General features: G+C 64.1%; 20 protein-coding genes. 9 read left to right on the top strand and 11 right to left on the bottom strand.

Going from position 1 to position 22,948, the window contains the following annotated elements; all coding sequences use genetic code 11:
* Positions 1-3 precede the first annotated feature (3 nt).
* The 5 genes from V6766_RS17530 to V6766_RS17510 form a co-directional block, all read right to left on the bottom strand.
* Positions 4-837 (bottom strand): ATP-binding cassette domain-containing protein, encoded by an 834-nt coding sequence (locus V6766_RS17530; RefSeq protein ID WP_448468664.1) that lies wholly within the window; start codon positions 835-837, stop codon positions 4-6.
* A complete protein-coding gene (locus V6766_RS17525) occupies positions 834-1,694 on the bottom strand; it encodes an ABC transporter ATP-binding protein (RefSeq protein ID WP_448468662.1) in 861 nt (286 codons plus the stop codon). Before V6766_RS17525 ends, V6766_RS17530 begins: the two co-directional genes overlap by 4 nt.
* Positions 1,691-2,578: an ABC transporter permease gene (locus tag V6766_RS17520; RefSeq protein ID WP_448468660.1), complete on the bottom strand. Its 888-nt coding sequence runs from the start codon at positions 2,576-2,578 to the stop codon at positions 1,691-1,693. The genes V6766_RS17525 and V6766_RS17520 overlap by 4 nt, the downstream gene beginning before the upstream one ends.
* On the bottom strand, positions 2,571-3,578 hold the full coding sequence (locus V6766_RS17515) for an ABC transporter permease (protein ID WP_448468658.1): 1,008 nt from the start codon (positions 3,576-3,578) through the stop codon (positions 2,571-2,573). The genes V6766_RS17520 and V6766_RS17515 overlap by 8 nt, the downstream gene beginning before the upstream one ends.
* Positions 3,579-3,816: 238 nt before the next feature.
* Entirely contained in the window at positions 3,817-5,352 is a 1,536-nt protein-coding gene (locus V6766_RS17510) for an ABC transporter substrate-binding protein (RefSeq protein ID WP_448468656.1), read from the bottom strand.
* Between the two features lie 308 nt (positions 5,353-5,660).
* Between V6766_RS17510 and V6766_RS17505 the strand changes: the two genes are divergently transcribed.
* Together V6766_RS17505 and V6766_RS17500 are read left to right on the top strand one after the other, a co-directional pair.
* Positions 5,661-7,814, top strand: a complete 2,154-nt coding sequence (locus V6766_RS17505) for a thiamine pyrophosphate-dependent enzyme (protein ID WP_448468654.1) — start codon at positions 5,661-5,663, stop codon at positions 7,812-7,814.
* Between the two features lie 4 nt (positions 7,815-7,818).
* Complete coding sequence (locus tag V6766_RS17500; protein WP_448468652.1) at positions 7,819-9,360, top strand: indolepyruvate oxidoreductase subunit beta family protein; 1,542 nt, start codon at positions 7,819-7,821, stop codon at positions 9,358-9,360.
* A 54-nt stretch (positions 9,361-9,414) separates the two neighbouring features.
* On the opposite strand, the gene V6766_RS17495 is transcribed toward V6766_RS17500, so the two are convergent.
* The 5 genes from V6766_RS17495 to V6766_RS17475 all read right to left on the bottom strand — a co-directional run bounded on the left by V6766_RS17495 (position 9,415) and on the right by V6766_RS17475 (position 14,550).
* On the bottom strand, positions 9,415-10,419 hold the full coding sequence (locus V6766_RS17495; RefSeq protein ID WP_448468650.1) for a Gfo/Idh/MocA family protein: 1,005 nt from the start codon (positions 10,417-10,419) through the stop codon (positions 9,415-9,417).
* Positions 10,416-10,703: a YciI family protein gene (locus V6766_RS17490; RefSeq protein ID WP_448468648.1), complete on the bottom strand. Its 288-nt coding sequence runs from the start codon at positions 10,701-10,703 to the stop codon at positions 10,416-10,418. The genes V6766_RS17495 and V6766_RS17490 overlap by 4 nt, the downstream gene beginning before the upstream one ends.
* Positions 10,704-10,708: 5 nt before the next feature.
* Entirely contained in the window at positions 10,709-11,683 is a 975-nt protein-coding gene (locus V6766_RS17485; protein WP_448468646.1) for a CobW family GTP-binding protein, read from the bottom strand.
* 3 nt (positions 11,684-11,686) lie between these two features.
* Entirely contained in the window at positions 11,687-13,075 is a 1,389-nt protein-coding gene (locus V6766_RS17480; RefSeq protein WP_448468644.1) for an amidohydrolase family protein, read from the bottom strand.
* Positions 13,076-13,293: 218 nt separating this feature from the next.
* Entirely contained in the window at positions 13,294-14,550 is a 1,257-nt protein-coding gene (locus V6766_RS17475) for a hypothetical protein (protein WP_448468642.1), read from the bottom strand.
* Positions 14,551-14,744: 194 nt separating this feature from the next.
* On the opposite strand from V6766_RS17475, the gene V6766_RS17470 reads away from it, so the two are divergent.
* Positions 14,745-15,530, top strand: coding sequence for a DeoR/GlpR family DNA-binding transcription regulator (locus tag V6766_RS17470; protein WP_448468640.1), 786 nt, complete (start codon positions 14,745-14,747; stop codon positions 15,528-15,530).
* Here the strand turns inward: V6766_RS17470 and V6766_RS17465 are convergent.
* Complete coding sequence (locus V6766_RS17465; RefSeq protein WP_448468638.1) at positions 15,522-16,553, bottom strand: NAD-dependent epimerase/dehydratase family protein; 1,032 nt, start codon at positions 16,551-16,553, stop codon at positions 15,522-15,524. The two genes, V6766_RS17470 and V6766_RS17465, sit on opposite strands and share 9 nt — an antisense overlap.
* A 78-nt stretch (positions 16,554-16,631) precedes the next feature.
* Here V6766_RS17465 and V6766_RS17460 point away from each other — a divergent pair, with 78 nt between their 5' ends.
* The 6 genes from V6766_RS17460 to xylA all read left to right on the top strand — a co-directional run bounded on the left by V6766_RS17460 (position 16,632) and on the right by xylA (position 22,919).
* Positions 16,632-17,189 carry a TetR/AcrR family transcriptional regulator gene (locus V6766_RS17460; RefSeq protein ID WP_448468636.1) on the top strand — a complete coding sequence of 186 codons (558 nt, stop codon included), beginning with the start codon at positions 16,632-16,634 and terminating at the stop codon, positions 17,187-17,189.
* 146 nt (positions 17,190-17,335) lie between these two features.
* The gene (locus V6766_RS17455) at positions 17,336-18,463 is read left to right on the top strand and encodes an extracellular solute-binding protein (RefSeq protein ID WP_448468634.1); all 1,128 of its coding nucleotides are present in this window, start codon (positions 17,336-17,338) and stop codon (positions 18,461-18,463) included.
* 129 nt (positions 18,464-18,592) lie between these two features.
* Positions 18,593-19,621 carry a LacI family DNA-binding transcriptional regulator gene (locus V6766_RS17450; protein WP_448468632.1) on the top strand — a complete coding sequence of 343 codons (1,029 nt, stop codon included), beginning with the start codon at positions 18,593-18,595 and terminating at the stop codon, positions 19,619-19,621.
* A gap of 23 nt (positions 19,622-19,644) precedes the next feature.
* On the top strand, positions 19,645-21,105 hold the full coding sequence (gene xylB, locus V6766_RS17445; RefSeq protein WP_448468630.1) for a xylulokinase: 1,461 nt from the start codon (positions 19,645-19,647) through the stop codon (positions 21,103-21,105).
* An 89-nt stretch (positions 21,106-21,194) separates the two neighbouring features.
* Entirely contained in the window at positions 21,195-21,584 is a 390-nt protein-coding gene (locus tag V6766_RS17440; RefSeq protein WP_448468628.1) for a GNAT family N-acetyltransferase, read from the top strand.
* Between the two features lie 24 nt (positions 21,585-21,608).
* Positions 21,609-22,919, top strand: coding sequence for a xylose isomerase (xylA, locus tag V6766_RS17435; protein ID WP_448468626.1), 1,311 nt, complete (start codon positions 21,609-21,611; stop codon positions 22,917-22,919).
* The last annotated feature ends 29 nt before the right edge of the window (positions 22,920-22,948 follow it).

Genomic DNA, 22,948 nt, shown 5'->3' with positions numbered 1-22,948 from the left:
GCCTTATGCCTCGTCAACGGCCACCCGGTCCAGCCAGTCCAGGTCGATTTCCGGCAGCGGAATGGCGTCGAGAAGGGTGCGGGTATAGGCCGATTGCGGATTGTCGAACACTTGCGCGCAGGGGCCATGCTCGACGATCTTGCCGAACTGCATGACATAGACGCGGTCGCAGACAGCGCGGATGACCGAGAGGTCATGGCTGATGAAGGCCATGGCAAGCCCCATCTCATGGCTGAGAGCCTTCAGAAGGTTCAGCACCTGTGCCTGGGTGGAGACGTCGAGGCCGGAGACGATCTCGTCGGCAAGCACGAAGTCCGGTCGCAGCAGCGCTGCCCGGGCAATGCCGATGCGCTGGCGCTGGCCGCCGGATAGCTCGTGCGGGCTGCGCGCCAGCACCTCTTCCGGCAGCGACACGCGCTCCAGCATGGCGGCTGCCTGATCGCGCGCCGCTTTCCGGTTTTCGGCCAGCCCATGCAGGATCAGCGGTTCGCCGAGAATCCGGCCGATCGAGTGGCGCGGATTGAGCGAGGCCATCGGGTCCTGGAAGATCATCTGCATGCGCCGTCGAAGCGGCCGCATCGCGCCATCATCCAGCCTTGTGATGTCCTGGCCGTCGAAACGGATTTCGCCGTCGGCGACATCCACCAGCCTGAGCAGCGCGCGGCCAAGCGTGGTCTTGCCCGACCCGCTCTCGCCGACAATGCCGACGGTCTCGCCGGCCGCGACTTCGATATCGACGCCATGCAACACGGTATTGCCGGGCTTCTTGCCGAACAGCGACGCGCTAGCGCCATAGGTGACCTTGATGCCGGTGGCGGAAAGCAGGGGCTCACTCATCGCGATGCCTCCCCGATCTCGGCGCGCAATTCAGCAAACACGGCATCGGGCACCGGCTCCAGCCCGGCATCCGGCCGGTCGTAGCGCGGCCCGGCGGCGATCAGCGCGCGGGTGTAATTATGGGCGGGATTTGCGAGCACCTCGGCCGTCCGGCCCTGTTCGATCACCCGCCCGGCATAAAGCAGGGTCACGCTGTCGCAGATCTGCGCCACCACCCCGAGATCATGGGTGACGAACAGCACGGCGGTGCCGTGGGCCTTCTGCATCTGCCGGATCAGGCGGAGGATCTGCTTCTGCACGGTCACGTCAAGCGCCGTGGTCGGCTCGTCGGCGACCACCAGTTTCGGCCGCATGGCAAAGGCCGCGGCAATCAGCACGCGCTGGCGCATGCCGCCGGAAAGCTCGTGCGGGTAGGAGCGCATCACCCGCTCGGGATCGCGGATATAGACCTCCTCCAGCATGGATAGCGCCACCTGCCGCGCCTCCTTGCCGCTCATCCCGCGTTTCAGCCGCAGCCCGTCGGTGAGCTGCGCCTCGATCCGGCGGCCGGGGTTCAGCGCGGTCTGCGGGTCCTGCGGGATCAGGGTGATCTCGTTGCCCATGATCTCGCGCAGCGCCCGGCCCGGCAGCGTCAGCAGGTCCCGGCCCTCGAAGCGGATATGGCCGCCGGTGACCTTTACAGTGGCGGGCAGCATGGCCAGCAGCGCCTTGGCGATGGTGGATTTGCCGGCCCCGCTCTCGCCCACCAGCCCGCGCACCTCGCCGGGGGCAAGGGTGAGCGAGACGTCGGAAAGGACGGGGCGGTTGCCGTCGCGCAGCGAAACGGCGCTGAGCGCATCTATGGTCAGAAGGGTCATCGGCGCATCACCGGATCGAGCGCCCGGCGCAGGCCGTTGCCGAGCTGGTTGAAGGAAAGCACGGTGACGAGCAGCATGCCAAGCGGCGCGATCAGCACCCAGGGCGTATGGTGGATGGTCTGGCGGCCAGCCGCGATCATGCCGCCCCATGTCGGCGTGTCGGAGGAGACCGAAAGACCGACGAAGGAAAGGATCGCCTCGACCACCACGGCAATGCCCATTTCGAGGCTCAGCAGCGCCACGAACACCGGCATGATATTGGGCACGATCTCCTTGACAAGGATCTGCATGCGCGCAAACCCGACCGTGCGCGCGGCGGTTACGTAATCCATGCTGGCCTGCGCGATGGTTTCGGCGCGCACCACGCGACAGAAACGGGTCCAGTCGATGATGACGATCGCCGCGATCACCGAATGCAGGCCAGCGCCCAGCACCGCCACCAGCAGCACCGACAGCAGCACCGGCGGAAACGCCATCCAGATATCGACGAGGCGCGAGATCACCCGGTCGGTCCAGCCGCCGTACCAGCCGGCGAGCAGGCCGAGCAGCGAACCGAGGATCGCCGCAAGGCCTGCGGCAACGACGGCGACCGTCAGCGCGATCCGAGTGCCGTAGATCAGTCTTGAGAGCACATCGCGGCCGAGATCGTCGGTGCCGAGATAATAGCCGGGCTCCGCGCCGGGCCACGTCACGGGCGGAATGCGGGACAGCATCAGGTCCTGCGCCAGCGGATCATGCGGGGCGATCAGCGGTGCGAAAATCGCGATCAGGAACAGGAGGGCAATGATGCCGCCGCCCCACAGCACGCGCTGCTCGCCGAGAAGGGCGGACAGCATGGGATGCCGTTTTCTGGGCGGGGCGCCGGCAAGTGTTGTGTCAGCCATGTTTGAGCCTCGGATTGAAGAAGTTGCCGGCAAGGTCGATGGCGATGTTGATCAGCACAAAGATCAGGCCGAACATCAAGACGATGCCCTGGATCAGCGGCAGGTCGCGGTTGATGACCGCGTCGATCGCCATGTTGCCGATGCCGGGATAGGAAAATATTCTCTCCACGATCACGGTGCCGCCGATCATGAAGGTGAACTGCACGCCGGTCAGGGTCAGCGTCGGGCCGATCGCGTTCCTCAGCGTCTCCTGAACCACCAGCCGCGTTTCGGACATGCCCTTCAGCCGCGCCAGCAGCACATAATCCTGCAGCATCGCCTCGTTCAGCGCTTCCTTCAGCGTGCGGATGATGACGGCGGCAAGCGGCAGGCCGAGCGCGAGCACCGGCATGACCATGTGGGAGAGCACATTGAAAAACAGCGAAAACCGCAGGGTGAGGAGGCTTTCGAGCAGATAGAAATTGGTGGCGAAATCGCCCGAAAGCGATGGATCGACGCGGCCCGATGTCGGAAACACCGGAAAGGCGACGCCGAGCACCAGCACCAGAAGCAGCGCCCAGACGAAATCCGGCACGGCGAGAAACAGCCCGTTCAGCACGTCGATGAGCGATTCCAGCGGGGTGCGGCGGGCAAGGGTGGCGAGGATCGCGATCAAGCCGCCGCCGATGACGCCGAAGACGAGGGCTGCGAAGGCCAGTTCCAGCGTGGCCGGCAGTCGCTCCATCAGGAGCGACAGGACCGGGCGCTTGAGCGAGATCGAGGTGCCGAAATCACCCGTCAGCATTTCCCGTATCCAGACCCCGAACTGGACGGGAATGCTGGAATCGAGCCCGTATTTGACCCGGAGCGCCAGGATATCGTCAGCCGAGGCGCCTGGCGAGATCATCATCGCGATCGGATCGCCCGGAACGATCCTGAGCAGACAGAAGACGATCACCGCGACGCCGAACAGCGTCACGGCCGCCATCACGGCCCGGTTGAGAATTCCGGTGACAGACATGAAAACTCCGCCGCATTTCTTCAAGTTTGAAGGAGGAGAGCGGTGCTCTGCTCCAGCCTTGTTCTAAAGCCCACTCCTCCCTCTCCGCGTCACCCTCGGGCTTGACCCGAGGGTCCAGGCAGCGTTTTCCGTGTCGCCTGGATGCTCGGGTCAAGCCCGAGCATGACTCATGAGAAGCTGGCGGGCTTTCCTGTAGCGTCGAGGAGGAGGGGCTCGTCCGTCCTCCCGTCCCACGCCCTTACTTCGGTGCGACCAGCGTCGGCTGCAGCGCGCCTGAAAGGTTCGGGGCCACCGTCAGCGTGTCCTTGAACACGATCGGCTGGACATATTGCAGCAGCGGTATCACATAGCCCTGTTCGGCAATGTATTTGCTGACCGCCTTCCAGCCCTCGATGCGCTTTTCCTCGTCCATCTCGCCCCAGAGCGGGCCGATCATGCTGTCGAGGTCATCGGTGTTCCAGACCGAGTGCGGCGATGGGCCGAACATGGCAAAGCCGGTCGAGGTGGTCGGATCGCCGATCGCATTGCCCCAGTTGTAGAAGGCGGCGGGCGCCAACTGGTCGGCCGCGCGCAACTCGTAATGCTTGGCGATCTCGTAGACCTCGATATCGGCCTCGATGCCGACCTTGCGCCACATGCCGACGATCGCCTGGATCATCTCGTAGTCCTTGGGCTTCAGCCCGCGGGTGGTCTGGATCGTGAACTTCACCGGATTATCGACGGAATAGCCGGATTCGGCCAGCAGCTTGACGGCGAGATCGGGATCGTAGGGCACCTTGATATCGGGATCGAAGGCCGAATATTCCGGCGCTTCCAGCGTGTCGAGGGGTACGCCGTAGCCCGACAGCAGCCTGTCGATGATCGCCTGCTTGTTGATCGCGTAATTGGCGGCAAGACGCACATTCTTGTCGTTCATCACGTCGATATTGTTGAGGAAGATCATTCCGATATCGGAGACCGGCTCGGCCACGCCCGAAAGGCCGGGCTTGGCGATCAGGCGGTCATACTCCTCGTAGGGGATTTCCAGCGTGACGTCGGAGGAGCCGGATTCGATCTCGGCGACGCGGCTCGTCGTGTCCGGCACGAACTTGAAGATGACCGTGTCGAAGGCGGGCTTTTCGCCGTAATAACCCGGATAGGCCTTGAGCTTGAGGAAGGCGTTGCCCTCATATTCCTCGACCATATAGGGGCCGGAGCCGATCGGGGCTTCCTCGAAGCCCGCCGCGCCGACCTTTTCATAGTAGGCCTTGGGCATGACATAGCCGGTCAGGAACGCCATCCACATGAACAGCGTCGGCTCGAAGCGCAGCACGTCGGCGGTGATCTTGTTGCCCTCGACCGAGAAATTGCCGATCGTCGACCAGACGAACTGGATCGGGTTGCCGGTCTCCGGGTTGGCGGCACGTTCCAGCGACCAGACCACGTCTTCCGGTGTCAGCGGCGAGCCGTCATGCCAGGTCACGCCTTCGCGCACATCCATCCACACCTTGGTCTTGTCCTCGTTCCAGCCCCAGTCGGTCAGGATGCCGGGCTCGAAGGAAAGGTCGGTCTTCTGGCCGACATACTGGCTGAAGATAGACCGGTAGATCGCCTGGATCGTCGGATTGACGGCGGATGCGCCCACGGTCGGGTCGAAGGATGGCAGGTTGACGTTGAATGCGATGGTAAGCGTATCGATCTCGGCCGCGTTGACCGGCAAGCGGCCCGCGAGAATGCCCGAGACGAGTGCGGCTGCGCCAAGGCCAAGTGTCTGGCGACGGGTAAAGGTCGTCATGGTGATGCTCCAGTTGTTCCCCACCCCCGTCGGATGATTTCCGCGGGGTCATGCTTGTTGTCTGTTCCAAGTCTAAGAGCAAATCGGGCCGCACGGCAAGGCAAATATTTGAGGTTTAAAGTTTTGGGCGCAGATTTTTGCAACTGTGATGCTTAAATATGCAATTGCATGCCTTTTGACACGGGGGTTTCTTGGTCATGGCTGAATTTCGCGTAAAATTGCTAATTCAGTTGACATTTCAAGAAACCCAAAAATATGCTAATGCATGTTAATTCAGATTTCCGGGCAACGGAAAAGGGGAATTCGAGATGGCAGAACGGTCGTTCGCACGCGAGGTCGAGGACCTGAAACTGGGCGAGGGCGATACCTTCCGGGGCGAGGGTATTCTGGCCATCACCAAGGCGCTGCTGCAGTCCGGCGTGTCCTATGTCGGGGGTTATCAGGGCTCGCCGATTTCGCATCTGATGGATGTGCTGGCCGATGCCAAGGATGTGATGGCCGATCTCGGCGTCCACTTCGAATCCTCGGCCTCGGAGGCCGCCGCCGCCGCCATGCTCTCGGCCTCGGTGATGTATCCGGTGCGTGGTGCTGTGACATGGAAATCGACTGCCGGCACCAATGTCGCCTCCGATGCGCTTTCCAATCTCTCCTCCGGCGGCGTCACCGGCGGCGCGCTGGTGATCATCGGCGAGGATTTCGGCGAGGGCTCATCGATCATGCAAGAGCGCAGCCACGCCTTCGCGATGAAATCGCAGATGTGGCTTTTGACCCCGCGCCCCAACCTGCCCTCGATCGTCGATGCTGTCGAAAAGGGCTTCGAGCTGTCGGAAGGCTCCAACACGCCGGTCATGCTGCAGGTCGGCATCCGCTCCTGTCATGTCCACGGCCAGTTCGCCGCCAAGGACAACAAGCGCCCGGCCTTCACGCTGCGCGAGGCGCTGGAAAATCCCAAGCGCGATGTCAGCCGCATTGTGCTGCCGCCGGCAAGTTTCCAGCATGAAAAGGAAAAGCTTGAGAAGCGCTGGCCGGCCGCGATCGAGTTCGTGAAGCAAAACCGGCTCAACGAATATTTCGGCCCTTCCGAGGGCGATGTCGGCATCATCATGCAGGGCGGGCTCTACAACAATGCCATGCGCGCCCTGCAGCAGCTCGGCCTTGCCGATGTCTACGGCAATGCCCGGGTGCCGATCTATTGCATGAATGTCGCCTATCCGATGATCGACGAGGAAGTCGTGGACTTCTGCGCCGGCAAGAAGGCGGTGGTCATGCTGGAGGAAGGCGCGCCGGAATATATCGAGCAGGCGCTGCACACGCTGATGCGCCGCCGCGATCTCCAGACCAAGATTTCCGGCAAGGACATCCTGCCGCTTGGCGGCGAATATACCACGCCGGTGCTGGTCAACGGGCTTTCGGCCTTTTTCGAGGCCTATGCCCCGCAGATCCTCGGCAACCGCCCGCCGGTGCCGGATGCAGGCCCGGTGCTTGCCGATCCCAAGGTCAAGGCGCTGGCGGAGGTCGTGCCGCCGCGCCCGGCCGGTTTCTGCACGGGCTGTCCCGAACGGCCGATCTTCGCGGCGATGAAGCTCGTCGAGAAAGAACTGGGCGAGCATCACGTTTCGGCCGATATCGGCTGTCACCTGTTTTCGATTCTGCCGCCCTTCAATATCGGCGGCACCACCATGGGCTACGGCCTCGGCCCGGCCTCTGCCTCGGCCTTCAATGTCGAATCCGACAAGCGCTCGATCTCGGTGATGGGCGATGGCGGGTTCTGGCATAACGGGCTTGCCACCTCCGTCGGCAATGCCGTGTTCAACAAGCAGGACGGCGTCATCCTGGTGGTCGACAACTATTATTCGGCGGCCACTGGCGGGCAGGACATTCTCTCCTCCCGCGCCAACAATGCCCGCCGCAAGACCAACAATTCGATCGTCGATGCGGTCAAGGGGGTCGGGGCCAAATGGGTGCGCCAGATCGACCGCACCTATGATGTCGCGAAGATGCGCGACACGCTGCGCGAGGCGCTGACGACCAAGGAGGAGGGGCCGAAGATCATCGTCGCCTCGTCCGAATGCATGCTCAACAAGCAGCGCCGGGTGAAGCCGCAATTTAATAAGGCGGTGAAGGATGGCAAGCGCATGGTCAAGGAACGCTTCGGCGTTGACGAGGATGTCTGCACCGGCGATCACGCCTGCATCCGGCTGTCGGGCTGTCCGTCGCTTTCGGTCAAGCACACCGACGATCCGCTGAAGGATGATCCGGTTGCGGCGATCGACAATTCCTGCGTCGGCTGCGGCAATTGCGGCGAGGTGTCGGAGGCGGCCGTCCTCTGTCCTTCCTTCTACCGCGCCGATGTCATTTCCAATCCGACCGGCTGGGACCGCTTCGTCCACCGCGTCCGCACCGCCGTGATCGGCTGGCTGCAGAACCGCCGCCAGTCCCGCCGCATCGTTTTTGCCGAGTAGACCCATGATGATGACCGACACCGCGGCGCTTGCCGCCGACAAGCCGCTTTCGATCGCGATCCTCGCCATGGGCGGGCAGGGCGGCGGCGTCCTCGCCGACTGGATCGTGCATCTTGCCGAAAGCCAGGGCTGGGTGGCCCAGACCACCTCCGTGCCGGGCGTTGCCCAGCGCACGGGCGCCACGATCTATTACCTGGAACTGCTCAAGCCGCGCGAGGGCGCGATGCCGATCCTGTCGCTGATGCCAACGCCGGGCGATGTCGACGTCGTGATCGCGGCGGAACTGATGGAGGCCGGCCGCTCGGTGATGCGCGGTCTTGTGACGCCGGAAAAGACGCTGCTGATCGCCTCCACCCATCGCTCCTTCGCCGTCGGCGAGAAGGAAAAACCGGGCGATGGCATCGGCAATCCCGAAACCGTTGTCGATGCCACCGATTTCGCCGCCCGCAAGACCATCGCCTTCGACATGGATACGCTGGCGGTGAAAAACGGCAGCGTGATCTCCTCATCCATGTTCGGCGCCTTCGCAGCCTCGAAGGCGCTGCCGTTTCCCAAGGAAGCCTATGAGGAAACCATCAAGGCCGGCGGGCGCGGCGTCGCCGCAAGCCTCAAGGCCTTCGAGGCAGCCTACAATCGTGCGCTTCAGGGCGAAAACGACAAGGTTTCGGCAACGCCCGCCAAGCGGCTCGACGCCCTGCCTGAAACGGCAGGCCATCCCGCGCTCGACAGGCTTGTGAACCGCATCCGCGCCGAATTCCCGGAGGTCGCCCATGCCATGCTCTTTGCCGGCGTGAAGAAGCTCACCGATTTCCAGGACCCGGCCTATGCCGACGAATATCTGACCCGCATGGCCACGCTCCTTGCCGCCGACCGCGCAAACGGCGGCGAGGCCAAGGGCTTCGCCTTCACCGTTTCGGCGGCCAAATATGTCGCCGTGGCCATGGCCTATGACGATGTCGTGCGGGTCGCCGATCTGAAGGTGCGCGGCACCCGCTTCAAGCGCGTCCATGACGAGGTCGGCGTCAAGCAGGATCAGATCCTCTACATGACGGAATACATGCATCCGCGCATGGAGGAGGTCTGCGGCACGCTGCCGAAGAGGCTGGGGCTCTGGATCGAGGCGCGGCCGAAGCTGTTTGCCTTTCTCGATCGGCGCGTCAACAAGGGCAGGCGGGTGAAGACCGGCACGCTGTTCTGGTTCTCCTCGCTCTATGTCCTGTCGTCCATGCGCCGCATCCGCCGCGGCAGCCTGCGCCATTTCCGCGAAGAGGAACACCGCGAGGCCTGGCTTCGCCAAGCGCTATCCGTGCTGCCCACAAACTACGATCTCGCCGTGGAAGTGATCGCCACGCGCCGCCTGGTCAAGGGCTACTCCGACACCCATGCCCGCGGCCTGTCGAAATTCGACCGCGTCCTCTCCGCCTTGCCGCTTCTTCAACAGCGCGACGACGGCGCCGACTGGCTCCGCCGCCTCCGCCAGGCCGCCCTGATCGATGAGAGCGGCATTGCGCTGGACGGCGCGCTGAAGACGGTGGCGACGCTGTAGGGCGCAATGGGCGCTGCGCCCGTCTGCGCTCCATGGCTCTGAAGAAGGTTTGCTCTACAGCAAAACCCGCTCGCCCGTCCGGCTGCTTGCGATCACCGCTTCCAGCAGCGCCGCGGTGTTGATCATCTCGGCGGTGGTGATCGGGTAGGGAGCCTCGCCGCGGATCGCGCGGGCGAAGGCAACGATGTTGTCTCGCACCGGTTCGGCGGGGCCGATTTCCTCAACCGCGATCTTGCTGCCGGTCGAGGCGCTGGTGACGATCCAGCCGTCCGGGGCTTCGACATGGGCCTTGTCGCGGATATCCACCCAAGCCTTCGAGCCGAACAGCGAGCAGCGCGACACGAACGGCATGGCGAGATTTGCCGAGATCGTGGCGGTGCCGCCGCCCGCAAAGCAGATGAAGGTCGAGATCGTGTCGCCCTGCGGCAGGCTGGAGGCAAGCGTCTCGCAGGAAGCTACCACGCTTTTGGCCGGCCCCATCAGCCGGACGGCGAGGTCGAGGAGATGGATGCCTGTCGCGGTCATGCCGGCCGCCGGCGCGTCCTCTGCGCCCAGCCGCCAGTTGGTCGGATCGAGCGCCAGGAACTTGTCGTGGCTGAAGGTCGCGTCGAACTGCATCAGCCGGCCAAAGTCTCCGGCATCGGCGGCCTTGATCATGGCGGCGATCGGCGGCTCGTAGCGCCGCTCGTGGCCGGTCGCAAGGATAAGACCTGCGGCCTCGACGGCGCTGACGGCGCGCTCCGCGCCGGCCCGGGTCATCGCAACCGGCTTTTCGCAGAACACGTGCTTGCCGGCGGCGGCCGAAGCTGCGATCTGTTCTGCGTGCAGCTTGTGGGGCGTGACCAGCAGCACGGCCTCCACCGCCGGATCGGCAAGCGCGGTCTCGAGATCGGCGCTGACGGGCACGTCGTGGGCGGCGGAAAAGGCCGCGGCGATCTCGCTATTCGGCTCCACGGCGCGAACGATCGTGACGTCGTCGGGCGCGGCCTTCAGCACGGCGGTAATTTTCTGGCCCCACCAGCCAAGGCCGACAAGCGCGATACGGACCGGGGCGCTCATGAGCGGTTGTCCACGCGCTTGTTGAACGGACGAATCGAGACCTTCTCCCAGAGGCCAGCGGCGTGGAAGGGATCGCTTTCATGAAATTTCATCACCGCGTTCATGCTATCGGCCTCCACCAGGAAGCAGGAGCCGATCATGGTTTCCTCGTCATCGGCCAGCAGCGGTCCGGAGATCAGCGTCTTGATCGGATTGGTGGCGAGATAGGCCTTGTGGGCCTCGTAGTGATCCAGCCGTTTCTGGACGTTGCCTTCGTAATCGAGGCAATGGACGATGTAATGCATGAAGATCACTCCTTGTGATGGATTTGCGCCGCGCCGAGACGGGCGGCGAAGGCTTCGATCGCAGGCGCCGCGGGCGCGCGTGCGATGACCACGATCCGGCTGACGCCGCCGCCAATGTCCGGCGCAAGCCGCACCGGACGGTAGATCTGGTCGCGCACCATCTGGATGGCGAGCGGGCGCGGATCGTCGCGATCGACAACGATCCCCTTGAGCCGCAGGAGCGCCGACCCGGCCGCCCGGCTCATGCGCGCGATCTGTTCGGTCAGCACGGTCCAGCGCTGCGGGGCAAACTCGATCACCCAGGACCGGATGGCGTCCTTGTCGTGGACATGCACGGTTCCGGTGGCCCGCAGCCAGCGGTTCGGCTGCACGGCCCCGGTTGCGCTGTCGATCAGCCCGGCATTGAACAATTCATCCGGGCCGGGCAGGGCGGCCGCATCGAAAAGCGGCGCGGTCGGGTTCATGCCGGCAAGATTTCGGCGAATTTCCCCGGCGCGCGAGGTCGGGACGAGATCGGTCTTGGTGAGAACGATCCGGTCGGCGGCGGCGAGATGCTCCGGTCGGGCGTCATCCGGCGCGGTCGTGTCTACGACGGCCACCGCCGCGTCGAGGCGCACCAGCGCGCGCAGACCATGATCGGCGCCGATGCGGGCTATGACGGCGGAAAGATCGGCGACGCCGGAGGTTTCCACCAGAATGCGCCGGAGCGGCGTCTCGGCCGCCGTTATCATGTTGCGGACGACCTCCGACAGGTCGTTTCCGGGACGGCAGCAGATGCAGCCGTTCTGCAGCAGCGCCAGACTGGTCCTCGGCGCGGCGGCGGAAAGCAGCAGGTCGTCGACGCCGAAGGCGCCGAATTCGTTCACCACCACGCCGGTTTTCGCCATGTCGGGCTGCGCCAGCAGGCCGGCGATCAGCGTCGACTTGCCGGCGCCAAGCCCGCCGCCGATCACGGAAAGCGTGGGTCGGTCACGTGTCATGGCCTAGAACTCGCTGTCGGCGGCGGCTTCGAACGGGCGCGGCAACCACGAGCCGTCGGCGGGCACGCCGGCGCGTTCGAACAGCCGGTCGCGCGCTGTCTCTACCTTCGACTTGAAGCCGGCATGGTCGAAATCGACCAGTTTGAAATCGCGCTTGCGCACCGTGCCGCCGACGATCACCGTTTCGACATTGCCGGTATGGGCGGCTTCGACCACGATGCCATAGGCGTTGTTCATCGGCATGGTGTTGAGCGCGTTGCAGTTGACGAGGACAATGTCTGCCTCCTTGCCGACGGTCAGCGAGCCGGTCCGGTCGCCAAGCCCGCAGGCGATCGCGCCCTGAAGCGTTGCGAATTCGAGCACATCGGTCGCCATCAGCGGCAGCGGGTCGACGATCACCTTGTCGATCAGCGCCTGGTTGTTGACCACGGCGCGCGTGCTGGAAAGCAGCGCCCGCATGGCGGAGAACATGTCGTCCGGCACCGTGGTCACAACGTCGATCGAGATCGAGGGACGCACGCCGACGGAAAGAAGGGCAAGCGTTGCGGGGAAGCCGTGGCCCATGTGGAGTTCGAGTTCGGGCGAGATCGAGGCGGTGCCGCCGGTATCGCCGATGACCCGGAAATCCTCGTCATGAAGGGAGTTGCAATGCACATAGGTGACGTCCGGTCCGGCAAGGCCCTCGCCGTGCAGTTCCACCACCGGCTTGTTCATGCCCCAGAGCCCGTCGCCCACATGGACGCTGATCCTGAGGCCGAGATCGCGCGCCTTGACGAAATCCTCGCGGGTCACGCGCAGTGTGGCGAACTGGTTGCCGCGGGCGGCAAAGCCCATGGTCACGAGCTGGTCGTCGGAGGAAAAATACTCGCGCCGAACGCGGGCGACGTCCTCGAAATTGGTGGGCTTGTCGCTGACCGGCACCCATTCGGCGTTGGAATTGCCGTAGCCGAACACGGCGCGCATGCCGGCCGCCTTCAGTCCTTCCACGGCGGCGGAGGCGTGGTCCGGCGTGTTGTTGTTGTGCGACCAGTCGTAAAGCGTGGTGATGCCGGCATCGAGCGCGGCGATCGCGCCCAGATGGTTGCCGATCTTCATGTCGTCGGGCGTGTAGAGATCGCCCATCACGCCGCGCACGCCGGCGAAATACTGCGCCAGCGTCCAGTCCGCGCCGGTGGCGCGCAGCAGCGCCTGCCAGGTGTGGCGGTGGGTATCGACGAAGCCGGGAATGGCGATCCGGCCCTCCCCCTCGATCACCTCTGCGTCGCCGGCATCGATGTTGGGGCCAATCGCTGCGATCTTCGAACCCTCGATCAGAATATCACCGCGCGGCACGACGCCGATTTCGGGATCGATCGAGATAATATACGCGTTCCTGATGACCTTGCGTGACATGCTGGCCTCCTCCATAGCCGAATTGTTCTTGCGGCCGGCGGCGTCCTCTCCGCCAATGCCGGCCTTGCTCTCTCCATCAATGGCCGTTCGGGACACGATACTGCCCGAAAAAATTCCCGAAATGAAAAAATGGGTGCGCGAAACGCTCTGGTCGCACAAAAAGAAAGAGCCGCCGGAATGGCGGCTCGGCTGGGACCTGGGGTGGAAAGGCCGGTGGCTTACTCGGCTTCGCGCGCGCGGATGGCGAAGATGTCGAGCGGTGCGCCGGCGCCGTTGAGGTCGCTTAAAATCATCAGCCGGCTCGGCAGCACGCCCTGGCTCGGATCGAGCCGGATGACCAGGCTGTCGCGATGGGCGGTGGCGGTGAAACGGTGGCGCTGGCAGCCCTCGATCGTGCCGTCGGCGCAATAAATGCCGACCGGCTGACCGCCGCCATCAGGCGCGACGGCACTGATTTCAATCAGCACCGGTCCGCTTTCCAGCATGCCGCGCACGGCAACCGGCAGCGCGATTGTCACCGCGCCGGCATCGCCGGTCGCGTTGGAGGCGATCTCCACGGCAGGCGCATCGTCGAAGGTAACGGTCTCAAGACTTGCCTGCGAACCGGGCGTCAGCACATTCGCCGTGCCCGGCTGGAAGATCGTGGTCCAGCCCGAAGCGCCCTCGAAATCCTCGGCCTCGATGCGCGGGGCAGGGTTGGGAACGGCGGTATCGAGGCGTTCGGGATTGAGCGCAAAATTGGAATCGACCACCCACCATCCGCCGAGCAGAAGGAAGGCGATCACGATCACGCCGATCGTCATCGTGGTGAGGGTGCGCCGCCGCCTGACCGGCTTCTGGTTCCCCTCGGCCTTTGCTGCCGCCTTGCGCTGTTTGCGCGTCATGCGGCGCGGGCGCGGATCGGCCTTCACGCTGCCGGCAAGCGGCGCGCGGTCTTCGTCCGTCACCGCGATATCGCCCATCGGCGACAGCGCCTCGCGGTCCAGATGACCGCTTTCCACCTGCGGCGCCATGGTGAAGCCGGCCTCGGTGAAATCCACATTGTCCGCCTCCTCCGAGGCGATCACCGGGCTTTCGGGATAGGCGAAATGCGCGTCCGGCTCGTCATCGAAAGCCGGTTCGGCGGTAAAGCTCTCGCCGGGCGTGATCGCGCCGATCTCGTCTTCGAGCGAGGGGGCGGGCTTTTCCGGCGCGCGGCCGACGGCGAAGGGATCGTCGAACACGGGCCGGGCAGGGGCCTTTTCGGCCTCGCGCGCCTTGCGGGCGGCGGCGGCCTCTTCCTGTTCGATCGCGGTGATGATGTCATCAAGCCTGCGGCGCTGGCGGGCAACCGCGCCGGGCTCGGTTATGTTCTGGTTGGCAAGGCCCTTTTCCAGCGCCTGCCGTGCGGATTGATAGACCCGGGCGCGCTGGTTGGCGTCCCGCCGGTCCGTGTTTTCCAGCGCTGTCCTGATGGCTGTTTCAAGTCCGCTCACTTTATCTTCCCGTCCGTTGAAGCTGGCTTATCGCTTTTGACAGTGTTTCAGCCGCACGATCAAGGCAAAATACCGTCAGTCGCATCGTTCAACGCATAACCGGTTCAAACCGTTGCAAATCGCGGCGAAAAATGCCTCTTTTGCGGATGAGAGTGAACGCGCCGTGGAAGATCACGGCCAAACCGGGGAAGGCCGTGTCGCAAACGTTCCGCCTTGACGATCTGATGCAGATGGCGCGCGAAGAGGGCCGGATTGTGGCCGAGGATGCCGCAAGACGCCTCGGCGTGACCGTGCAAACCATCCGCCGCGACCTGCTGACGCTCGCCGAAAGGGGCAAGCTCACCCGCGTTCACGGCGGCGCGGTGCTGCCGTCGGGAACCGCCAATATCGGCTATGATGACCGCCGGGCGCTCTTTGCCGCCGAAAAGGCGGCGATTGCCGAGGCCTGCGCCGCGGCGATCCCGGAAAACGCGGCGATCTTCATGAATATCGGCACCACGATGGAGGCGGTGGCTGAAAGGTTGCTCGGCCACAAGAACCTCGTCGTCGTTACCAATAACATCAATGTCGCCAATATCCTAGTCGCCAATCCGGGTTGCGAGATCGTGGTGGCCGGGGGGCAGTTGCGTCGGGCCGATGGCGGGCTGGTGGGCCCGCTCGCCAACCGCATCGTCGAGCAGTTCAAGTTCGATCTCGCCGTGATCGGTTGTTCGGCGCTCGACGGCGACGGCGATCTTCTCGATTTCGACATGATGGAGGTCGGCGTCAGCCAGACGGCGATCCGTCGGGCCCGCAAAACCGTTCTCGTCGCCGACCATTCCAAATTCGCCCGCACCGCGCCGGCGCGCATAGCAGGCCTTGCCGATATAGCAACATTCTTCACCGACCAGCCGCTTTCCGCCCCGCTTGCCGAACGCTGCCGGGAGTGGGGGACCGAAGTGGTGGTGTCGGGCGGGCGGCTGGTGGCCGCTTCAGGCTAGTCCCCGGGCGACCAGCGAGCGGCCCATATCGCCGATCATGGTTGCGGCGGAACGGGGCGGGCGCCCGAGAAGCGCCGCGCCGCGGCTTGAATCGAGCGCGGGCGCGTAGCCGAGTTCGTTGACATTGGCTCTGATATCGCCATCGAACAGTGCCAACAGGCGCACGAGAAAGTCGGGCGCCTTTCGTGTGGGTATCCTGCCGGCGCGTTCGGGCACTTCGCGGGCGAGCGTCTCGGCAAGCGCGGCGATTTCCATCTCGAAAAAGGCGGCGGGATTGCGTTTGCCGAGTGCATCCGGCGCCGTCAGCGCCGCGACATGAATGCGGGCGAGATCGCGGACGTCGACCATATGCAGGTGAAGGCGCGGGAGCATCGGCACCTCGCCCTTCAACAGCCTGACGAACAGAGCGCCGGATGTGCCCGGGTCGTCGTCCAGCAGCGGTCCCAGGATAAAGCCGGGATTGATGACGGCAAGGGCAAGGCCATCATGTTCGGCGATTTCCCAGGCCTTACGCTCGGCCAGCACCTTGGAAAGCTGATAGGCGTTGAGCCGACCCTCATCCGGGTCCGGCCAGTCGTCGGGGCCGAGCGCGCTTTTCCTGCTCGCCGGTCCCCGGCCATTGACGATCGCGACGGAGGAACTCGTCAGCACCGCCCGCTCGACGCCCGCCCGTCTGGCAGCGCCCAGGGCCCGTTCCGTTCCGCCTACGGCGGGGCCGACCAGTTCATTGGGGTCTTTCGGCATGGTGGTCACGAAGGGCGAGGCGCTGTGGATCACGAAACGGGCGCCGCGCGCGGCATCACCCCAGCCCTCGTCCTCGGTCAGGTCGAGCGTCACGAATTCAAGTCGCGATGTGTCGGCGCGGGCCTCTTCCAGAGCCTTGCGGGTCGCCTCCGCCCGCTCCCCGTTTGCGCCCGGATTGCGCAGGCTTCCGCGCACGCTATAACCGGCATTGAGAAGTTCGACGGCGATATGGCCGCCCAGAAAGCCGGTAATGCCGGTCAGAAGGACAGTGTCGTTCATTTCGGACTCCGTAATTGAACGTTTTGAACTATATATGTTCATATCGTTCAATTTACGTGATATGCAAGAGGAAAAACAGTGCCGGCTCCAAAATCAGAAGCGCGAACGAAGAAAATACTGGCGGCGGCCCAGGCCGAGTTTCTGGCAAATGGCCTGCGCGCCACCACAATGCAGGGCATCGCCAAACGCGCCGGCGTCGCCAAGCCCACGCTCTATGCCTATTTCCCGGACAAGGAAGCGGTGTTTCAGGCGACGCTCGCCGCCGTTCTGGACGACATGAAGGCGGAAGCCGAAAGAACGCTGGACGGTCCCGGCAGCGCTGTCGAGCGCGCGGCGGCGGCGCTGGAGAACAAATTTTCCCGCATGGCGGCGCTGCTGAGCAACTCCCCGCATGCCGGCGAGCTCCTCGACAATACCGAGGCCTTTGCCGAACAGGCGCTGGCGGAAATCAATGCCTGGCTTTCCGCAAGGCTCGCCGAATTGCTCGCCGGCGAAGGGTGGCCGCGCGATCTGGCCGACCGCCGCGCGGATCTGGTGCTTGCCTGCGTCGACGGTCTGTTTGGGGCCTATGCCGGCAGCCGCATCGATCCCGCCGATGTCGGCTTCGTCGTGCGGCGGCTGCTTGCTGCACCCTGACGTGGCCGACCGGCTTGGCCTATAATTCGGGCCCTGTGGAACATTCCGCCCGGGTCCGGCTTTCTTCTGCAGTTGGCAAATTTCGGAAAATGAACTTGTTGCAGGATCGCGCCCGCCGGTGCGGCGCTGGATTGGAGCTTGACTGTATGACGACCTTGAAGGGCATGACCTGGACCCATCCGCGCGGCTTCGAGCCGCTGGCGGCGAGCGCGGACGAATGGCGGCAGAAGACCGGCGTCGAGGTCAAGTGGGAGAAGCCCAGTCTCGAGGAACTGGAAGATTTGACGCCGGTGGATATTGCCCGCGACTATGACCTGATCGTCATCGATCACCCCCATCTCGGACAGATCACCGCCGACAATTGTCTCGCGCCTCTCGATGTCGAGGGCCGGGAGGATGAGCGCGAGGCGATGAAAGAGGGGTCGGTTGGCGGCGCCTTCGAAGCCTTTCATTACAAGGCGCATCAATGGGCGTTTCCGATCGATGTCGACGCGCAGGTCATGGCCTACCGCCCCGATCGTGCCCCCAGCCTGCCGGAAAACTGGGATGACCTCGTCGAACTTGCCGAAGACGGCCATGTGCTGTTGCCGCTCAGGCCGCCGCACAACCTGCTGACATTCTTCACGCTCGCCGCCAATGCCGGCACGCCCTGCCGCAATGACAGCGCCGGGAACCTGATCGACGAAGACGACGGCATTGCCGCCTATGAACGTCTCGTCGAACTCGCACGGCTCGTGCCCGAGGACAATCAGGCGATGGACCCGGTCGCGGTGCTAGAGGCGCTCTCGGCGCCCGATACCAAGGCGAGCATCTCGCCCTATGTCGCCGGCTATGCGCTTTATGCGAGCGAGGGGTTTCGCCACCACCGGCTCGGCTTCGCCAATATTCCGGGTCTTGGCGAGCGGGGACCTGCGGGATCGGTGCTCGGCGGGACGGGTATCGCCGTCTCCGCCTTCAGCGAAAACCGTGATGCTGCGATCGACTATGCCTACTGGATTGCAAGCGGCCCGGTGCAGGCCTCGCTCTATGCAGGAGCCGGCGGTCAGCCCGGCCATGCCGACGCATGGAAAAGCCTTGAGGTGAACAGCGCCGTCAACGGTTTCTATCGCAATATCGCCGATACCGTGGCCCACGCCTATATGCGGCCGCGCCACAATGGCTATATCCGTTTCCAGCGCGAGGCTTCCGATGTGCTCAATGAGGCGTTGCGCACCGATGCGCCCGCCATCGCCGTCATAGGCCGGCTCAACAAGCTTTTCGAGGACAGTTTCTGATGTGAATTCCCGCGCCAGAAATCTGCCACGGGAATTTTTGATTTACGTACATCAAACGGCGCGCTATAAGGGAGGCATAACAAGGTCCGGGCCGCGGACCGCGGAGGAAATTGCCAGGCGGGGGGAGACATGCGCCCGACAGTGCATGACATAGCCATCAAGGCAGGCGTCAGTCTGGCGACCGTGGACCGCGTCATGAACGGCCGGCCCGGCGTGCGCGAAAAGACGAAGGCAAAGGTCGAGGAGGCGATCCGCTCGCTCGGTTATGTCCGCGATGTCGCCGCCGCCAATCTCGCCAAGGGCCGGGTCTATCCCTTCACCTTCATTCTGCCGCTCAACGACAACGCCTTCATGGCGGAGTTGCGCGCGGCCGTCGAACAGGCCGGCGAACGCGGGCGGATCGAACGGACCGAGATCAGCATCATCGACGTGCCGGCTTTTGACGGCGATGCGCTGGCGAAAGCGCTGATCGCGGCGGGCGAGGAAGAGCCCGCCGGCATCGCGCTGGTCGCGGTCGATGCCGATCCGGTGCGCGCGGCCGTTGGCGCGCTGAAGAAGAAGGGCATCCCGGTCGTCACCCTGGTCTCCGATCTGGAGGATAGCGGCCGTGACCATTATGCCGGCGTCGACAACCAGGCGGCCGGCCGCACCGCCGCGACCCTGCTTGGCCGGTTCATCGGTCAGCGCGCCGGGCGCATCGCCATTCTGGTCGGCTCGCTTTCGGTGCGTGACCACCAGAACCGGCTTTCCGGGTTTTCGGAGGGCATGGCGCTCGATTTTCCGAACCTCGAACTGACCCGCCCCATGGAAGGCCGCGACGATGCGGCGGTTGCCGAACGGCTGGTGGACGAGGCGCTCGCCCGCGACCCGGATATCATCGGCATTTACAGCCTTGGCGCGGGCAATCGCGGCCTGATCGCCGCACTGGAAAAGGCGCGCGGGAATGGCCGCGAAATCGTCACGATCGCGCACGAGCTTTCCGACCATTCGCGCACAGCGCTCGAAAACGGCCTGTTCGACGCGGTGCTGAACCAGGATGCCGGCCATGAGGTCAGAAGCGCGATCCGGGTGCTGAAGGCCGAGGCCGACGGCCTGGCGGTGATTGCCGCGCAGGAGCGCATCCGCATCGACATTTTCATCAAGGACAATCTGCCCTGACGGGCGGGAAAGGGAAGAACGCCATGTATCTCGGGCTCGATCTCGGAACCTCCAGCCTGAAGGCCATGCTGATCGATGACGGCCAGAAGGTGATCGCCAGCGCCGATGCGCCGCTCTCGGTCGCGCGGCCCCATCACGGCTGGTCGGAGCAGAACCCGGCGGACTGGATCGACGCCTGCCGGATCGCCGTCGGCCGTCTCGCCGAACGCCATCCGGGCGAACTTGCCGCAGTCAAGGGCATCGGCCTGTCCGGCCACATGCACGGCGCGACGATCCTTGATGATGCGGGCGAAGTGCTGCGGCCCTGCATTTTGTGGAACGACACCCGTTCCTATGTCGAAGCCGCCCAGCTCGACGACGACCCGCGCTTCCGCGCCATTACCGGCAATATCGTGTTTCCCGGCTTCACCGCGCCGAAACTGGTGTGGGTGAAGAAGAACGAGCCCGAGATTTTCGCCAGGGTGGGCAAGGTGCTGCTGCCGAAGGATTATCTGCGCTACTGGCTGACCGGCGAATACATTTCCGAAATGTCGGATTCGGCCGGCACCTCATGGCTCGACACGGAAAAGCGCGACTGGTCGGACGAGCTTCTCGCCGCCACCGATCTCTCCCGGTCGCAGATGCCGGCGCTGGTCGAGGGCTCCGAGGTTGGCGGTACGCTGAAATCCGCGCTCGCCGCCGAATGGGGCATGACCGGGCCGGTCGTGGTGGCCGGCGGGGCCGGCGACAATGCGGCGTCCGCCTGCGGCATGGGTACGGTTGCCGATGGCGCGGCCTTCGTCTCGCTTGGCACGTCCGGCGTGCTGTTCGCGGCGAACGACCGCTACCGGCCGAAGCCCGAAAGCGCGGTCCACGCCTTCTGCCACGCGCTGCCCGGCACCTGGCACCAGATGGGCGTGATCCTGTCGGCGACGGATACGCTGAACTGGTACGCCAAAATCACCGACAAGAGCCCGGCGGAGCTTTCCACCGAGGTTGGAAACACGCTGCAAGCACCTGGCGACGTCACCTTCCTGCCCTATCTTTCCGGCGAGCGCACGCCCCACAATGACGCAGCAATCCGCGGCGCTTTCATCGGCCTCGCCCATGAGAGCGACCGCCCGGCCATGACCCGCGCGGTGATGGAAGGCGTCGCCTTTGCGCTGCGCGACAATCTCGAGGCGCTTCGCTCTGCCGGAACCGAGCTTTCAAGAATCACCGCGATCGGCGGCGGCTCGCGCTCGCGCTACTGGCTGAAGGCGGTGGCGACCGCGCTGAACCTGCCGATCGACATCCCCGCCGACGGCGACTTCGGCGCTGCCTTCGGTGCCGCCCGGCTCGGCATGCTGGCGGCAACCGGCGGCGATCCGCTTGCCGTCTGCACCCCGCCGAAGACGGCGGAAACGGTGGAGCCGGAAACCGCGCACAAGGCCGCCTTCGAGGAGGCCTATCAGCGCTACCGTGCGCTCTATCCGGCGATCAAAACGCTGAGCGTCCAATCATGAGGCCATTAGACCTCGCTCCCGTTAGGACAGTGCTACCGGACGGTTTTGAAAGCCTTCGTGAGCAGGCTCGGAGCGAGGGGTATCGGCATATGGACCGACTGGCCGGCGAGTGGAACGAAGACTTTCGTTACGACCGGAACGGCGAATGCCTGATGGCCGTCTGGTATGACAGTCGGCTGCAGGCCATCGGCGGCGTGAGCAGGGATCCAGTGGTGGCCGAAGCGACCCGGATGCGCCGTTTCTATGTTCACCCAGCTTTTCGTCGCCATGGCGCTGGTCGGGCGCTTGCAAATGCGCTCGTCGCCCATGCTGGCGCGACGAGCCGCTTGATCTTTGTGAATGCGGGAACGGAGCTTGCCGCAGCCTTCTGGGAAGCCGTTGGCTTTGAGAGTCATAACGAAAATGGCCACACGCATGTGATGGCCCACAAACGCAACGATATGGCCGCGAATTGTCATGAGGCAATCGGCCGGATTTGAGAATAACCGAATGGGAGAATTGATATGAGCACCGGTTTTTTCGGCGATATTGCCAAGATCAAGTATGAAGGCCCGGACAGCGACAATCCGTTGGCCTTCCGGCATTACAACCCCGACGAGGTCGTCCTCGGCAAGCCGCTGAAGGAGCATCTGCGCTTCGCGGTCGCCTATTGGCACTCGCTGGCATGGGAGGGCGGCGATCCCTTTGGCGGGCGCACCTTCGACAGGCCTTGGTATGACGGCGGCATGGACAAGGCCAAACTCAAGGCCGATGTCGCGTTTGAGCTGTTCTCGCTGCTCGGCGCGCCCTATTACTGCTTCCACGATGCAGATGTGCGCCCGGAAGGCGGCAATTTCGCCGAGAGCACTAGGAACCTAAACGAGATCGTCGATTACTTCGCCAGGAAGCAGGAAGAGACCGGCGTCAAGCTTCTGTGGGGCACGGCCAACCTGTTCTCCCACCGCCGCTTCATGTCCGGCGCTTCGACCAACCCCGATCCGGAGGTCTTTGCTTACTCCGCCGCCACCATCAAGACCTGCATGGATGCCACCATGAAGCTCGGCGGCGAGAACTATGTGCTGTGGGGCGGCCGCGAGGGCTATGAGACCCTGCTCAACACCGATATGGGCCGCGAATTCGACCAGATGGCCCGCATGCTGTCGATGGTGATCGAGTACAAGCACAAGATCGGCTTCAAGGGGCAGATCCTGGTCGAGCCGAAGCCGCAGGAGCCGACCAAGCACCAGTATGATTACGACGTCGCCACGGTGTACGGCTTCCTGCAGAAATACGGGCTTGAGAAGGAAGTGAAGCTCAATATCGAGCAGGGTCACGCCATTCTCGCCGGCCACACCTTCGAGCATGAGCTGGCGCTTGTCCGCACGCTCGGCGTGCTCGGCTCGATCGACATGAACCGCAACGACTACCAGTCCGGCTGGGACACCGACCAGTTCCCCAACAATGTGCCGGAAATGGCGCTCGCCTATTATCAGGTTCTGCTGGCGGGCGGTTTCACCTCCGGCGGCACCAATTTTGACGCCAAGCTGCGCCGCCAGTCGATCGATCCGGCGGACCTGCTTTACGGCCATATCGGCGGCATGGATTGCTGCGCGCGCGGGCTGAAGGCCGCCGCGCGGATGATCGAGGACGGCGCGCTGTCGAAGCCGCTCGACGAGCGCTACGCCGGCTGGAACGGCGACACTGCCAAGAAGATGCTCTCCGGCGAAATGACGCTGGAAGACATCGCCGCCATGGTGGAGAAGGACGATATCAACCCCGAACCGAAATCGGGCCGCCAGGAATATCTGGAAAATATCGTCAACAAATATGTGTGAGGTTTGATCCGGCGAAAGCCGGATGAGGC

It is taken from the genome of Martelella sp. AMO21009 (assembly GCF_053484295.1).
Note: the sequence above shows the minus strand (reverse complement) of the source record. Positions and strands in the feature narration are given on the sequence as shown.